Origin of the sequence: Endozoicomonas sp. Mp262 (assembly GCF_025643335.1) — a bacterium.
GTDB lineage: Bacteria > Pseudomonadota > Gammaproteobacteria > Pseudomonadales > Endozoicomonadaceae > Endonucleibacter.
Window position 1 is genome coordinate 4,036,429 of the sequence record NZ_CP092489.1, and the last position, 13,094, is coordinate 4,049,522.

A 13,094-nucleotide genomic window follows, 5' to 3' on the forward strand; every position below is an offset into this window, starting at 1 on the left:
TTTATGGTTCAAAGGCATCAAAGTTATGCAGCCCATTCCAATAAGCCGATTACCTTTTCCTCTTCATTAAGGGCGATTAGCCACTTAATGTGTTTATCCTTCATCAGGTTTTCTGCCTTAACCAGCAAGGCATTTTCATTAATACATACCGGATTCTCACTCATCAGGTCTTTGGCAAAAACGCCTTCCAGGGTTTTATGGCTAAGCAAATAACGTCTTAAATCACCGTCGGTAATCACACCCCGCAGCAAACCACCTTCAGTCACCAGAGCCACCCCGGTTCGGCTTTCCGTCATTGCCACAATCACTGAACTCATGGATGACTCAGGTTGAACAAAGGGAAGGTTATCGGAAACCATCATATCCCTGACTTTTGTTAATAAACGCCTACCCAGGCTACCTCCGGGATGATAATTAGCAAACTCTTCTGGCTGGAAATCACGCAGCTTCATCAGGGCTACCGCCAGAGCATCACCAATCACCAGTGCCGCCGTTGTAGAAGTCGTTGGAGCCAGGTTATGAGGACAGATTTCACTGTCCACAGACGCATCCAGCACTATATTGGCATTTCTGGCAAGGGTTGAGTCCAAACCGCCGGTAATAGCGACAATCCTGTTACCAAATCGTTTCAACGGTGGAATAAGTTTCAGCACCTCATCAGTTTCGCCACTGTAAGAGATAAGCACCACCAAGTCAGCCATATCATCATAGCGCACCATTCCCAAGTCGCCGTGATAGGCTTCCGCAGGGTGCATAAAGAAACTGCGTGTGCCTGTAGAGGCCAGGGTAGCAGCAATCTTTTTACCGATCAGGCCGGATTTTCCCATGCCTGAAATAATCACCCTACCCTTGCAGGCGTACATAAGTTCGGCAGCATGGACAAACTCGTCGCTAACCTGCTCGCTAAGGTTAGAGAGAGCATTAGCCTGTTCTGTTATGGCGGCCTTAATGGTGTTATGCAATGTCATGGTTTCCATAAGTAGCTTCTTGCTTAAGCGCTTCTGAAATTAGAGGGGGGTGGTTTGGCTAGTACATCATTTCAATGCGTTAGACTCGTTCCCAGGCTCCAGAGGGTGTCGCGAAAGTCTGAATTTTATCCGTCGTTATCCTATACAATCCCTGTACAGGATAACGGCGCTGGGTATATTTCAGGGTTTCGACACCCTCTGGACGCTGGGAACGAGAGGAAAATCCACTGTATCAGGAAAGAAAGGCTCCATGATTCTCCATTGATCATCAGTTAAGTCTGAGGGGTACATAACTTACCCTCCATGAAGCAGATATCTCTATGGACTATAGAACATTTGGATTTATTACCGATCTTGAGTTAGTACAGCTATTCCCGTGACATCAATTAAATCACTGCAACAGCAAGGCTTACAGTAAATTCCAAATGGAGTGATTTCGCACAAAATAACGTCTACTTTTGATAGGGATACTTTATCAATGGCTGTCTCTCATGGCTTATCCATTCCAAAAAAGTCGTAAGCATCTTTGTGCAAACAGTTTAATTACTACGATTTCTGAAAGTTATGAGCAAATTCCAGATGTCCGACCAAACAAGGATTCCAGAAAAATAACAATACATGATGCCTCCATGTCCGCTTTTGCCATGATGCATCTCAAGTACCCATCGCTCCTCTCGTTTGAGCGTGATAAAACAGAGCAAGAAGTAAGGCATAACCTTGAGCACCTGTATCAGATAAAAAAACGTGCTCCCTGTGATACCAGTATGCGGGAAATCCTGGATCCAATAGATCCCGTAGAGTTCAAAAAGCCTTTTAAGACATTGCTGTCTAACGTCCAAAGGGGCGGATTACTGAAGGCATTCGAATTTCACTGCGGGAACTTGAAAAATCACTACTTGCTCCCGATCGATGGAACTGGGCTATTTTACTCCTGCAATAATAAAAAACCTTGTCAGGAGTGCTGTACTAAAAATAAGGGAAAGGCCAACGAAGCTCACTACCACCAGTTAATGGCAGCATGCATTGCTCACCCGGATCAAAAAACAGTCTTGCCATTGGCACCGGAAGCCATAGTTTGCCAGGACGGTTCGACCAAAAATGACTGTGAAAAAAATGCCATTAAACGGTTGTTTGCCACCATACGAGAGCATCACCCACGTCTAAAGTTCGTTATTCTTCTGGACAGTCTTTATGCTGACAACCCCACTGTCCAACTGATTAAGAGTTATGGCTGGCATTACATCATTGTCGCGAAAGATGGCAACCATGCCTCGCTGGTTGAAGCGATGGATGAGCTGGATAAAGAAGGAAAAGTTCACCGTGCTGAAAAAGTTAATGAAGAGACTGGAATTAAGTGGTGGTTTCGCTATGCCAATGACGTCAGGCTGAACAAGGCAAAATATGCAGAACAGGTTAATGTGCTTGATTTTGTCGAAACCGATAAAAAAGGTAAACAGCATATCTGGTGCTGGGTGACTGATATTCCGCTTAACGAAGAAACCATAGAACCCGTCATGAAAGGAGGGCGCTGCCGATGGCATATTGAGAACCAGACGTTTAACACCCTGAAAAATCAAGGCTACGATCTCGAACATAACTACGGTCACGGTGAGAAGCACTTAGCCACAAATCTGGCCTATCTGACGATGCTTGCTTTTCTCGTAGATCAAATACAGGAACTGTGCTGTCCCCAGTTTCAGGAAGCTTTAAGAACCCGCTCAAAAGGAGTCCGTATAGCATTATGGAAATGGATACAGGGCTATTTTTTGCATTGGCTGATAAAAACGTGGGAGGGGCTTTTTTACACAGTAACTCATGGTATTGAAGAGAAAAGGGTGATTCCATTCGATACATCATAACCGGCCATATCGTAGCTACGTTCAGGGGTGACATTTTTTCTTTAAAGCTCCGCTTTGTTAATTGGCGGCTCAGTTTTGATCGGCTTCATTATTTTTGCTGCCTTATTGTCAATACCAACGATCATCGACGTTCATCATGCGGGAATAGCTGGAGTTAGTAGCCTAACACTTTTAAAACAGCCCCTAAATATTCCTTATTATTTTAGTTTTTTCCTAATAGTTTCTCGTATATCTTTGAAGAATACTTTAAGTATATACAAATCATCAACAAGATACCTTTTAAATAATCTTTTAGGGTTTTGAATGAGCCTATACAACCACTCTAAAGATAATTCCTGAATCCATATTGGCGCTCTTTTTTCTTCTCCAGATAAAAATAGAAGAGATGCTCCAACACAGAAGCAGTAGCCTTTTATATTTAATCTTCTCTTAATAGTAAATGCTAATATCTCTTGTTGAGGTGAGCCAACACAAATAAAAAGATAGTCAGAAATATTTTTTTTAACAAAGTCTAAACACCTATCCACTTCATAATCATCTTTAATAAAACCCATTGGTGGATTATAATGATACAGTTTTCTTATTTGGTATTTCTCTTGAACTTTTTTAATAATCTTTTCATTACATCCCAATACTGTAACTGTATCACTTTGCTTTAAATTACGTATTATTTTTTTCGTCAAATCACTTCCAGAAATCAAGTCAATATCGATTCTGCGTGCTAACCTGATATAAGATCTTAGTATTCTACTATCACAAACAGTAATATCAGCTGTCTTGTAAATTGACAAAAAATGGTGATCTCTGTAGCACCTAACTATATGATCTACATTTGGGGTTACCACTATTTGTAAAGAACAGATATTTCTATTAACGATCTTTTTATATAAATCTTCGAATAAGATTACATCAAAAAACAAATTAAAAATATTAAGCTTTTTCATACTCAAAATCAATTGATCATTTTAAAAACAGACAATAAATTTTTGCAGTATATTTGAAAGTTATTTTTCGCAGATTTACACAAAGCATTTTCGGAATAAAATTTCAAGTCTTTCGCTATTTTATCCACTTTTTCTTCAACCAAGGCATAACTATAATAGGGCAATAACTCGCCATCTTTTCCAGTAGTAATAATTTCTGGTATCCCCTGAATTTCTAATGAGACAATGGGTAAGGCATTACTAAAAGCCTCTCTAAAAACTGTAGGGTAAGCATCCTTGTTAGGAAAGTGTATCAATATATCATTTTCATAGTACAATTTTAATATATCTTCATTTTCCATCCAGCCATGGTATGTCACATTTTTATTTTTAACACATAACAACTGAATTTGATCTCTAAAATCACCATCACCTATAATAGATATGCAATAGTTTTTATTTTTGCTTCTTTTTATAAAATCAATAAGATTTAAAACCCCTTTTTCTTCAGACAACCTGCCAACATACAATAATCTTATTATTGAATTTGATCTAAAAGATGCTTTTCTCAGAGGTAATATATTTATAGCATCAGGATATGGAGTGTTTATAACAAAAGATTTATTACAACTTTTAAATTTTTCTTTTAAGTAATTTGTTTCTGAAATGAAGTATATATTTTTTCTTTGTGAAAGAAACTTATTAATACATACTACCACTACTCCTTTTATTTTATTCTTAAAACCCTTTGGATAGTTATTATCTATAGAGTCAATAATATAAATGATTTTTTTAGCTTGGAATATAGTTGAAACATAAACACACAAACATAAAAAAGCTTGATTAACTATGAATCTATTTCCAGAGAATAAAACAATAGAAATAATTAGCTTTATATAACTGGTCATACTTTTATAATTTTCAAAAATCACTTGATACTTCAAATTGGATAACTCCATGACAGATTTTATGTTATAAAAGTTTTTTCTCCCTCCGTCAGGCTGTTTATCAATCCTAATAAGCAAATAGCTATGAGATAAGTTGTTTTTTGTAACCACCACTTATACTCTCCATAGAAAAAATCAAAATTACAACCAAAAGAACCAAGGATGTTGATTTAAAAAAGTTATCAAAAAAACATGCCGTCAAGTAACACAACAACAATCCTTTTGAAGGAATACTTAGATTTTTAGATACATATAATAAAAAGCAAAGAATAAAGGTCAAACCTAACAACCCACATTCAAATAATACTTTTAACCATTCATTATGAGGAGCCAAAACTGTAAATAATGTATTATGAGCCTGTCTGAAAAATATATCTGAGTAACCCACTCCCTCTCCTATGACATAGTTATTAATGTTTCTTAAATAATAAGACCAATTCAAAAAACGCCATTGCACTGAATTTTCAGCATAGCCTACGTTTGCAACCAAATCAGTTTCTAAAATAAATTCCATTCTATTTCTAAATACGTCACTGATCAGATAGAGTAAATAAATAATAATTAATGAGACTAAAACACCAAAAATCATCTTCAATAGTCTAGACCTCTGATTATCGTACACATAAACAAAACCAAAAAAAACAAAACCTGCAATAATAGAAGAAAAATTTAATATTCTTAAAAATACAACTAACCCCAACAAAAAAAACAATACAAACTTTAGTTTTGATATAGCATTGTATTTATATAATATAAAAAATGCACACAAAGTAAGAATTACATGCATACCATACGGGTTAGGATGTGAATATGTACCATTCAATCTAGGAACACCTTCTATTATCCGATAATTACCAAAAATTATATTAAATAAGCCAATCAGAACAATTATAAAGTTGATCAAATATAAAACATTTGTAGTAGCTTCAAAAAACCCCCTGTTTGCTAGCAACGACAACATACCTACTAACACGATCAAGAATAATATTCTTAATAGCTCTTTTACTTCCAAAGTATTACCTATGCTGATTTGAAAAACCAGCAAGATCGCCATCATTAATAAAAAAACAAACGAAGACTTAATCTCTTTTTTGTATATTGGCTTGTTATATGAGTATACAGCGTATATTGTGATACCAAGTAGAATAAAGTTTACAATAACATTTATTCCTGATACATTAATTGAATCAGTAGTGAACCTTAGAAAAACAATAATGAAAATCAGAAGTGTTAAAACGGGATTTATTTTATTTGCTTGGTGCAAATAAGAATACCTAAGCATAATTATATAAAACATCTCCAATAAGTTTAATCAATCTATCAAGACGTTCTTTTTCGCCTTTCTTAATAATAACAGTAACCTTTTTGCTATTATAAAAAATTTTCTTTACCAGAATGATAGATGATATGCCTGCCATAATTTCTTTATCTTTAATAATAAATTCATATGGAATATCTAGCCTACCGGTTGATTTATGGCTTCTTGGATGAAATATTAAATCCGCATCCATATTGGCTGCTGTATTTTCACCCGATTTTAATGACTGCTCATAAGATAAAAAAAATAACTTTTCTTTGGTTGATGAATAATTCGAGCTTATTTTGTGTATATACTTTTCAGCCTCATCGAAATCAACATACTCCCTTAATCCAACAACTGTAATATTTGGATATTTACATTTATACTTATTCAACAGCGTTATAAATGTTGCATTGATATTTTTTGGGATTTTTAAATTATTACCATGACCAGTATTCAGGCCATATATTCTAAATAAAGAAAGTATACCATTGATAATAGACTTGAGCCAATTTGAAATTTTTTTCTCTTTCTCCGACTGCAAGCCATAGTTAACTAACCCATCATCCATTATATACAGACTTACATACTTATATTTATTATAAATTATTGAGGCTATGGAATGATTTTGATTTCCTATGTAAAGACTAACCTCCTTTTTATTTCTTTTTACTAGCAACAGGTCAATTAAAAATTGATAATATCTATCTCTGAAATTAACAAATAAAAGTTTCCCTTGTAATATTTTTTTAAAATCAATGCTTTTTTTTAAACGAAAATCAATAATAAAAATATTATTGCTACGATTAATCGAAATTAGACTTACTTGAAATGCATGCAATGAAGTTGATATTATATATATGTTATTTTTATTTATCATCAAACTTATATCCAAGTAACTCAACATCACGCCCATACAACTTTGCGATTTTATCTTTAGTTGTTTTTGAATAATAGTCTTTATAAGCTTTGCGTTTACTTTTATTAATATTTTCCAAGCTTCTATACCCCCCCAGTTTCTCTGATAATATCTTAAAGTCGCAATTCAGTGTTTCAAATCTACCTAGAAAATCAACTTTTAGGTTATCATTTGTATCAAAGATGAAGTTAGATTGGGGTACAAAATGATTCCATGTAAGTATATTTTCTTCTGTTAGCCAGCTATTTATAAATGATTCAAATGATGTGTATTTTGCTAGATTTTTTTCAGACCAAGCTTTATCACTCTCATTTCTACCTCCTGATTTTAAATATTCATATGCTGAAACTACTCTATCCCATGGATTTCTTACAAAAGCGAATTTATAATACTTAGAAAATTTTTTTTTATCGTATGCCTCATATTCATCCCATCGCAAATGACCTGTATGAGTGAAATTAAACAATGTTTTTTGCAAGCTTGTTCCTGCTGTTTTTGGTATATGTACAAAAATACACTCCAGTTTATCATTGTAATCATGGAATACAACTTGACCTCTTAGCTTTTCATTTACTCTCACCTTGATAAATGTTGGAACATATGTTCGGTATATCTTTTTTAAAAAAATCATTATAAATTTTCTATAAACATGAGTAATTAACAGAATTAACAGCAGCAAAACTGGGGTCACAAAACTGAAAACTGGGGTCATATATAGTCCGCCCCGCAGCAAAACTGGGGTCAAGTCTTGAAACTTGAATTTATTGAAGACACAAGGCTGCTCTTAAAATGTGTTTTTCTCACCAGCCTTTTCCATAGCTTTATCAATCAAGGCAGGGTGATACCAGTACCCGTGTTGCTTTAATATTTTCAAAGAGGGCCGGTATCCATACTTTTTGTGCCATCGCTACCAGTTCTGGTATGAGTTCCACTAACGCAAGCGCAATTAATGGGCTGCTGTCTGCAATGATAATGGGTTCCCTAAATCTGCCCATTTCACTCACCAAGATTATCCAGCTCCTGATCCAAATCTTCTGGTTGGTAATCGACTAACGGTATACCGAGATGACCCAGTTTTTCTATGAAGGTTTCCAGGGGCAACTGGGCAAGCCTTGCAGCCTTACCAGACGTTATGATTCCCTGGCTGAAAAGATGTACAGCCATGCAAAGGTTTATGTTTTCGTTAATCAGAGTCTCATTGAAAGGCACTCCAACCATGAGCGGGCGATCCCGCTTGGTCAGCAAAGCCAATTGCCCCGCTTCTGCAAGGCGGGTGAGTTCTCCGGAACGTTCACGCAAGTCACGTATGCCAAATGTTTCCATATTATGCCTCCTGCCATTGATTTAAAAAACGTGTATACAGAAGATAGCACATAAAAGAGATTCGAGGGCAAGTCTTGAATCTTGACAACCAACCCCACCTTTAACTCACATTTTACGCAATCTGATTAACTGACTTGTTTCAACTGTTCTGATAATTGAGGCACTTTACGAGTAATAACATCCCATAAAATATCAGGGTCAACCTTGAAGTAGGCGTGAAGACCGGGGTCGCGTGAAGACCGGGGTCGGGTCTTGAATTTTGACAACAAACCCCTCCTTGGAAAAACGGGGCAAGCTTCTCATCGTTCATCATTGCCTAGTCGCCATCAAGCAAACACCCCATCACCAAGATTAATAATGGCATCAAAGTAGCCTTCTTCCATAACGCTGTCAGCGACGGTGTTTGCATGTATTAGTACAGGGTGGAAAGAAACGCCTTTTGCCTTGGGTAGCCGGGCTATTCTAGTGTCAACTTCCTCAATGACTGATCTGCCAATCTCACCGGCATGTAGCTTGCATTCACACACATAAACCCTGTTTCTGACGTGTATCAACAGGTCAACCTGACATCCCTTTCGCCTTGTTGTTTGTGTCTGGATATAGGGGCCAGCAAAAGCCACATCTCTTGTTTCAATGTTTAACCTGGCCAGTATGAAGGCAAGATTGTTGTGAACCAGGTTTTCAAACTGCAAGCCCAGCACAGATGTCAGATTCCGCGCAGGATGCGGGGTCAAGTCTTGAATCTTGACAACCAACCCCACCTTTAACTCACATTTTACCCAATCTGATTAACTGACTTGTTTCAACTGTTCTGATAATTGAGGCACTTTACGGGTAATAACATCCCATAAAATATCAGGGTCAACCTTGAAGTAGGCATGGGTGACAAAATTACGAAACTCCCTTATGCCTCTCCAATCAATGTCCGGGTGCTTGTTTTTTACATCAACAGGGAGGTGCTTCACCGCTTCCCCAAGGATTTCAAGGTTGCGAAGCGTAGCATCATATCTCAGTCGATTGCACAGAAATGTTTTCTGATCAAGCCCTGCTGTATACTCCATAACCCTCTGCGCACTTTCTTGCATATCTTCCAGATACAGCTTCCAGTTACGCAACATGAATCAGATCCTCTTCGATATATGACCGAATTCTATCATCCAAGGCGGCTTCTGTTACCAGATCAATTTTTGTTTGAAACACATCCTCAAGGTAAAACTTCAAATTCATATAGCTATCATAGGTGGGCTTACCGGTAAAGCTAACGAGTATATCAATATCGCTTCCGGTAGCCGCTTCATTTCTAGCTACCGATCCAAAAACCCCCAACGCTTGAACCTGATACTCTTGCTTTAATTCAGAGAGAATGCTCCGGAGTTTGCAAATAACCTCATCTCGCATCATTAGGCTTACCCGGCATACTTTTTTAGTGTTGAGTCACCCTAGCACAGGTGAGAAGCAAAGCGAAGCAAGGCCAGAACCAAGTCTTTCATCGTGCATAAAATTGCCAGAAAACCAGAGGCTTATTTTTCATTTAAATTCATCATTATCGTTACAATTGCACCGACCCAAACATTAGTTACACCATTTGAACAGACGGGTAGTGCATAATAAATTCTTCAGGTGTTACCACAGGGAGTTCAGCCTTGGTAAAATCCTTCGTATTTCGGGTAATGATGACTTCAGCGTTTACAGAACGGGCGGCTGTATATTGGACACTGTCCTCATAGTCACGAAAACCCATAGTCTGTGCCTGCATCAGTACAGTCTGGTTGACAGCTGCTATCTCGTACAGTTGCAATAATGTTTTGATAACTTCTTCCCCAGCTTGCTTTCCACAGGCTTTGCTAATCAGATAATGGATGGTGGTAATAGATGTGGCACATAAAACCCCCGTTATTTTGCTGAGTTCAACTTGCGCCATGATAACGGCAGATGCCTCTGAAAGCCTGGGCCGATCGAGCAATACATCCATAACCACATTGATATCCAGAAGCGCTTTCACAGGTATTTATCCTCAAGATGCTGCTTATAATCCTGTTCGCAGTCAGAGGCGTCCTTGAGTAACCCCCTCAGTTTTCTGGTCAAAGGAGGCAGGCTCCCGGAATGATAGGCTTCCTTCGTTAATGCCTCAAAGTAATCGGCTACCAGTTGCGATAGTGATTTGCCATGGTGGGCTGCGTACTGCTTGGCATGGTCAATCAGCTCAGGCTGCATTCTTAAGGTCAATTTTTGCATGGAACGATACCGTGACGTACTTTATTAACTAAATATACGTCATGCTTATCTGACGTCAAGAGAGAAACATAAAGAAGACCGTAAAGAAGACCGGGGTCGGGTCTTGAATTTTGACAACAAACCCCTCCTTGGAAAAACGGGGCAAGCTTCTCATCGTTCATCATTGCCTGGTCGCCATCAAGCAAACACCCCATCACCAAGATTAATAATGGCATCAAAGTAGTCTTCTTCCATAACGCTGTCAGCGACGGTGTTTGCATGTATTAGTACAGGGTGGAAAGAAACGCCTTTTGCCTTGGGTAGCCGGGCTATTCTAGTGTCAACTTCCTCAATGACTGATCTGCCAATCTCACCGGCATGTAGCTTGCATTCACACACATAAACCCTGTTTCTGACGTGTATCAACAGGTCAACCTGACATCCCTTTCGCCTTGTTGTTTGTGTCTGGATATAGGGGCCAGCAAAAGCCACATCTCTTGTTTCAATGTTTAACCTGGCCAGTATGAAGGCAAGATTGTTGTGAACCAGGTTTTCAAACTGCAAGCCCAGCACAGATGTCAGATTCCGGGGAGGGGCAGGCTGGACAAGGCCTTTGCCTCTGGTTTTTGCGATGGCCCTGAAATAGAAAGCCGTGTAGTTGTCGCTAAGCCTGAGAACATATTTCTTTCCCACCTTTCGCGACGAGATATCCCAGGTATGCTGTCGCCTGAGGAAGCCTACCTCTTCAAGCACCTCTATCGCTTGAGTGTAACGGCCTGAATAGGTCAGACCCATCTTTGCCGACAGGTCTTTTGCCGTTAACAGTTCTCTTGAGTCACCGATGGCTTCCAGAATGTTTCGATAGAACTTGTTCTCTCTGGAGAATAGGTCGTAAAACATTTTTTCGAACTCATCGTGCAGAAAACCGCTTTTATCAAAAGCCAGCCTGGAAAGATTGGCTTCTGCTGTCTGGGTAAGATCCAGTTCTTCAAGATACCGTGGAACAGCACCGACGGCACTGAGCATTTTAATAAGATCAATGGTGGGTGTTTTCCTGATCCTTGCACCAAAAAACACTGGTAAGTCATTCAGTGCCAACTCCTTCAGGGTGATGGCGACGGAAATTCGACCCACAAAGCCTTTGTTCATCAGGATATTGTCTTCTATCCATGATGATAGTGAACCCGACAGAATCACCATAAACGCTTTCTTCCGGGTGAACTGGTTTTCCCAAAGCTCAAAGAACATGGACATGAATGCCGCGGACTTTGTCGCCAGCCAATTCACTTCATCAATCGCTAAAATGGTGTTTTTTTCAATGCACAGGTCACCCATAAATGAAAAAAGTTCCCGCCACGATGCATGGGGTGGCATGTAGGGCAGACCAAACTCCGATTTGACTTGTTCGGCATATTGACGGCGCTCATCGACATCACTCATTTTTTCTGCCGGGGGCGTCGAAGTGAGGTACCGCAAGACGATATTCTTGCCAAAATTTGGTAGTTCTTTAATCAGCCGGGTTTTGCCAATTCGCCTGCGTCCCCGAATAACATTGAGAGTACCTTTTGTTCGGCTAAAGCTCTCAATCACCTGTTTTATCTCTTTTTTTCTTCCTGCAAACATAGCATGCCAGCTTCTTTTTACTATACATACTTTCAATATTAGCAGGTTTTATGTATAGCAGGTAACAAGCTTCATACTATACATATTTTTGATTATGGTAGATTTTATGTATAGGTGAAAATCGGAAAACTGGGGTCATATATAGTCCGCCCCGCGATGCAAGGAAAAGTTTTCACAATGACAGTTAAAGAGTAATGCTTCCATATATCCGGCCTTGGGGTGAGGTCACAATCGCCTCTGGCCCTGATGGAATCCGCTCACTCCCACCTCATCAAGTCTTCGGCCTCTATGGGCCCTGACCCCGAACAGGTTCAAGGGAGTGCAGGTCTTACCTTTTATGCCATCATTTGAACTTTATCCACGCAACTCGTTGCAGATTTACATCATCAATCGTTTTGGCTTTCTTACCTAACGATAAATGGTTACTTGTTTGCTCTCAGCATTTTTCATGCTGCGGCCTTGTACGGCTCTTTTTTGCTTAACACAGCCCAGGCTATACGGGCATTTTTATTGGCAACAGCGACCGCTGATATATTTTTACCCCGACGCTTATCCAGGGCGCTTATCCACTGATTGCGGCGGTCATCATGTTTGTCAGCAACCCAAAAACCGGGGGCAGGTCTTTCATCGTGCACTTCAGGCCTAATGACCTACTTTTCTAATTTCTGAATAAATATAAAAGTGGCACCAATGAATAAGAAACAACGTGAAAGAATGGCTATGCTTAGCTGCGATCTTGTGAAGCTTCCTTTGGGTGGGGCTGCTTTATACCCAGTTTTTCAGGAAAACATGATTGCTGCTATTGTCTTCTTTGGTCTGGCCACCTCATTGGCCCTTGTCTATCTAGCTTTGCTTCTGGAGTCTGACCATGATTGAGATGAACGCTTTCGCCTGGACTCTGGCTATTTTCTTTACCACTGTCTGTGCATTGGTGATCTGGGTTAAGTACCTGAACCATAAGGATCATAAAAAATAGCCGGTAGTGTCAGGCCTTTCATAGTGCTGCCGATGGTTTTAT

General features: G+C 39.0%; 16 protein-coding genes and 1 pseudogene. 2 read left to right on the forward strand and 15 right to left on the reverse strand.

Features of this window, described 5'->3' with window-relative positions; translation table 11 throughout:
* Positions 1 to 23 precede the first annotated feature (23 nt).
* Positions 24 to 977 (reverse strand): KpsF/GutQ family sugar-phosphate isomerase, encoded by a 954-nt coding sequence (locus MJ595_RS17655; protein ID WP_263079362.1) that lies wholly within the window; start codon positions 975 to 977, stop codon positions 24 to 26.
* 482 nt (positions 978 to 1,459) lie between these two features.
* On the opposite strand from MJ595_RS17655, the gene MJ595_RS17660 reads away from it, so the two are divergent.
* Positions 1,460 to 2,827: a transposase gene (locus tag MJ595_RS17660; RefSeq protein WP_263078002.1), complete on the forward strand. Its 1,368-nt coding sequence runs from the start codon at positions 1,460 to 1,462 to the stop codon at positions 2,825 to 2,827.
* Positions 2,828 to 3,024: 197 nt separating this feature from the next.
* Here MJ595_RS17660 and MJ595_RS17665 read toward each other — a convergent pair whose 3' ends face one another.
* The 14 genes and pseudogenes from MJ595_RS17665 to MJ595_RS17730 all read right to left on the reverse strand — a co-directional run.
* On the reverse strand, positions 3,025 to 3,771 hold the full coding sequence (locus MJ595_RS17665; RefSeq protein ID WP_263079363.1) for a WecB/TagA/CpsF family glycosyltransferase: 747 nt from the start codon (positions 3,769 to 3,771) through the stop codon (positions 3,025 to 3,027).
* An 8-nt stretch (positions 3,772 to 3,779) separates the two neighbouring features.
* Positions 3,780 to 4,811, reverse strand: a complete 1,032-nt coding sequence (locus tag MJ595_RS17670) for a glycosyltransferase family 4 protein (RefSeq protein ID WP_263079364.1) — start codon at positions 4,809 to 4,811, stop codon at positions 3,780 to 3,782.
* Complete coding sequence (locus MJ595_RS17675; protein WP_263079365.1) at positions 4,780 to 5,754, reverse strand: O-antigen ligase family protein; 975 nt, start codon at positions 5,752 to 5,754, stop codon at positions 4,780 to 4,782. The genes MJ595_RS17670 and MJ595_RS17675 overlap by 32 nt, the downstream gene beginning before the upstream one ends.
* 217 nt (positions 5,755 to 5,971) lie before the next feature.
* Positions 5,972 to 6,838: a hypothetical protein gene (locus MJ595_RS17680; RefSeq protein WP_263079366.1), complete on the reverse strand. Its 867-nt coding sequence runs from the start codon at positions 6,836 to 6,838 to the stop codon at positions 5,972 to 5,974.
* Between the two features lie 28 nt (positions 6,839 to 6,866).
* Positions 6,867 to 7,496: a sulfotransferase family protein gene (locus MJ595_RS17685; RefSeq protein ID WP_263079367.1), complete on the reverse strand. Its 630-nt coding sequence runs from the start codon at positions 7,494 to 7,496 to the stop codon at positions 6,867 to 6,869.
* A 244-nt stretch (positions 7,497 to 7,740) separates the two neighbouring features.
* A complete protein-coding gene (locus MJ595_RS17690) occupies positions 7,741 to 7,911 on the reverse strand; it encodes a hypothetical protein (RefSeq protein ID WP_263079368.1) in 171 nt (56 codons plus the stop codon).
* A 1-nt stretch (position 7,912) separates the two neighbouring features.
* Positions 7,913 to 8,239 carry a UPF0175 family protein gene (locus MJ595_RS17695; RefSeq protein WP_263079369.1) on the reverse strand — a complete coding sequence of 109 codons (327 nt, stop codon included), beginning with the start codon at positions 8,237 to 8,239 and terminating at the stop codon, positions 7,913 to 7,915.
* Positions 8,240 to 8,565: 326 nt separating this feature from the next.
* Positions 8,566 to 8,994 (reverse strand): hypothetical protein, encoded by a 429-nt coding sequence (locus tag MJ595_RS17700; protein ID WP_263079370.1) that lies wholly within the window; start codon positions 8,992 to 8,994, stop codon positions 8,566 to 8,568.
* A gap of 33 nt (positions 8,995 to 9,027) precedes the next feature.
* A complete protein-coding gene (locus MJ595_RS17705; protein WP_263079371.1) occupies positions 9,028 to 9,357 on the reverse strand; it encodes a DUF86 domain-containing protein in 330 nt (109 codons plus the stop codon).
* Positions 9,347 to 9,640, reverse strand: coding sequence for a nucleotidyltransferase family protein (locus tag MJ595_RS17710; RefSeq protein ID WP_263079372.1), 294 nt, complete (start codon positions 9,638 to 9,640; stop codon positions 9,347 to 9,349). Before MJ595_RS17710 ends, MJ595_RS17705 begins: the two co-directional genes overlap by 11 nt.
* A 175-nt stretch (positions 9,641 to 9,815) precedes the next feature.
* A complete protein-coding gene (locus MJ595_RS17715; protein WP_263079373.1) occupies positions 9,816 to 10,241 on the reverse strand; it encodes a PIN domain-containing protein in 426 nt (141 codons plus the stop codon).
* Positions 10,238 to 10,474: a DUF6364 family protein gene (locus MJ595_RS17720; RefSeq protein WP_263079374.1), complete on the reverse strand. Its 237-nt coding sequence runs from the start codon at positions 10,472 to 10,474 to the stop codon at positions 10,238 to 10,240. The genes MJ595_RS17715 and MJ595_RS17720 overlap by 4 nt, the downstream gene beginning before the upstream one ends.
* Before the next feature lie 177 nt (positions 10,475 to 10,651).
* Entirely contained in the window at positions 10,652 to 12,076 is a 1,425-nt protein-coding gene (locus tag MJ595_RS17725; RefSeq protein WP_263079375.1) for an ATP-binding protein, read from the reverse strand.
* 446 nt (positions 12,077 to 12,522) lie between these two features.
* A pseudogene (locus MJ595_RS17730) lies at positions 12,523 to 12,651 on the reverse strand (IS110 family transposase); the annotation flags it as partial.
* A 115-nt stretch (positions 12,652 to 12,766) separates the two neighbouring features.
* Here MJ595_RS17730 and MJ595_RS17735 point away from each other — a divergent pair.
* Positions 12,767 to 12,952: a hypothetical protein gene (locus MJ595_RS17735; RefSeq protein WP_263079376.1), complete on the forward strand. Its 186-nt coding sequence runs from the start codon at positions 12,767 to 12,769 to the stop codon at positions 12,950 to 12,952.
* Positions 12,953 to 13,094 lie beyond the last annotated feature (142 nt).

Coding starts and splice junctions, on each gene's coding strand:
- MJ595_RS17675 (WP_263079365.1), bottom strand. CDS start 5,754: ATGATGGCGATCTTGCTGGTTTTTCAAATCAGCATAGGTAATACTTTG.
- MJ595_RS17710 (WP_263079372.1), bottom strand. CDS start 9,640: ATGATGCGAGATGAGGTTATTTGCAAACTCCGGAGCATTCTCTCTGAA.
- MJ595_RS17735 (WP_263079376.1), top strand. CDS start 12,767: ATGAATAAGAAACAACGTGAAAGAATGGCTATGCTTAGCTGCGATCTT.
- MJ595_RS17695 (WP_263079369.1), bottom strand. CDS start 8,239: ATGGAAACATTTGGCATACGTGACTTGCGTGAACGTTCCGGAGAACTC.
- MJ595_RS17720 (WP_263079374.1), bottom strand. CDS start 10,474: ATGCAAAAATTGACCTTAAGAATGCAGCCTGAGCTGATTGACCATGCC.
- MJ595_RS17725 (WP_263079375.1), bottom strand. CDS start 12,076: ATGTTTGCAGGAAGAAAAAAAGAGATAAAACAGGTGATTGAGAGCTTT.
- MJ595_RS17665 (WP_263079363.1), bottom strand. CDS start 3,771: ATGAAAAAGCTTAATATTTTTAATTTGTTTTTTGATGTAATCTTATTC.
- MJ595_RS17705 (WP_263079371.1), bottom strand. CDS start 9,357: ATGTTGCGTAACTGGAAGCTGTATCTGGAAGATATGCAAGAAAGTGCG.
- MJ595_RS17655 (WP_263079362.1), bottom strand. CDS start 977: ATGGAAACCATGACATTGCATAACACCATTAAGGCCGCCATAACAGAA.
- MJ595_RS17660 (WP_263078002.1), top strand. CDS start 1,460: ATGGCTTATCCATTCCAAAAAAGTCGTAAGCATCTTTGTGCAAACAGT.
- MJ595_RS17690 (WP_263079368.1), bottom strand. CDS start 7,911: ATGGGCAGATTTAGGGAACCCATTATCATTGCAGACAGCAGCCCATTA.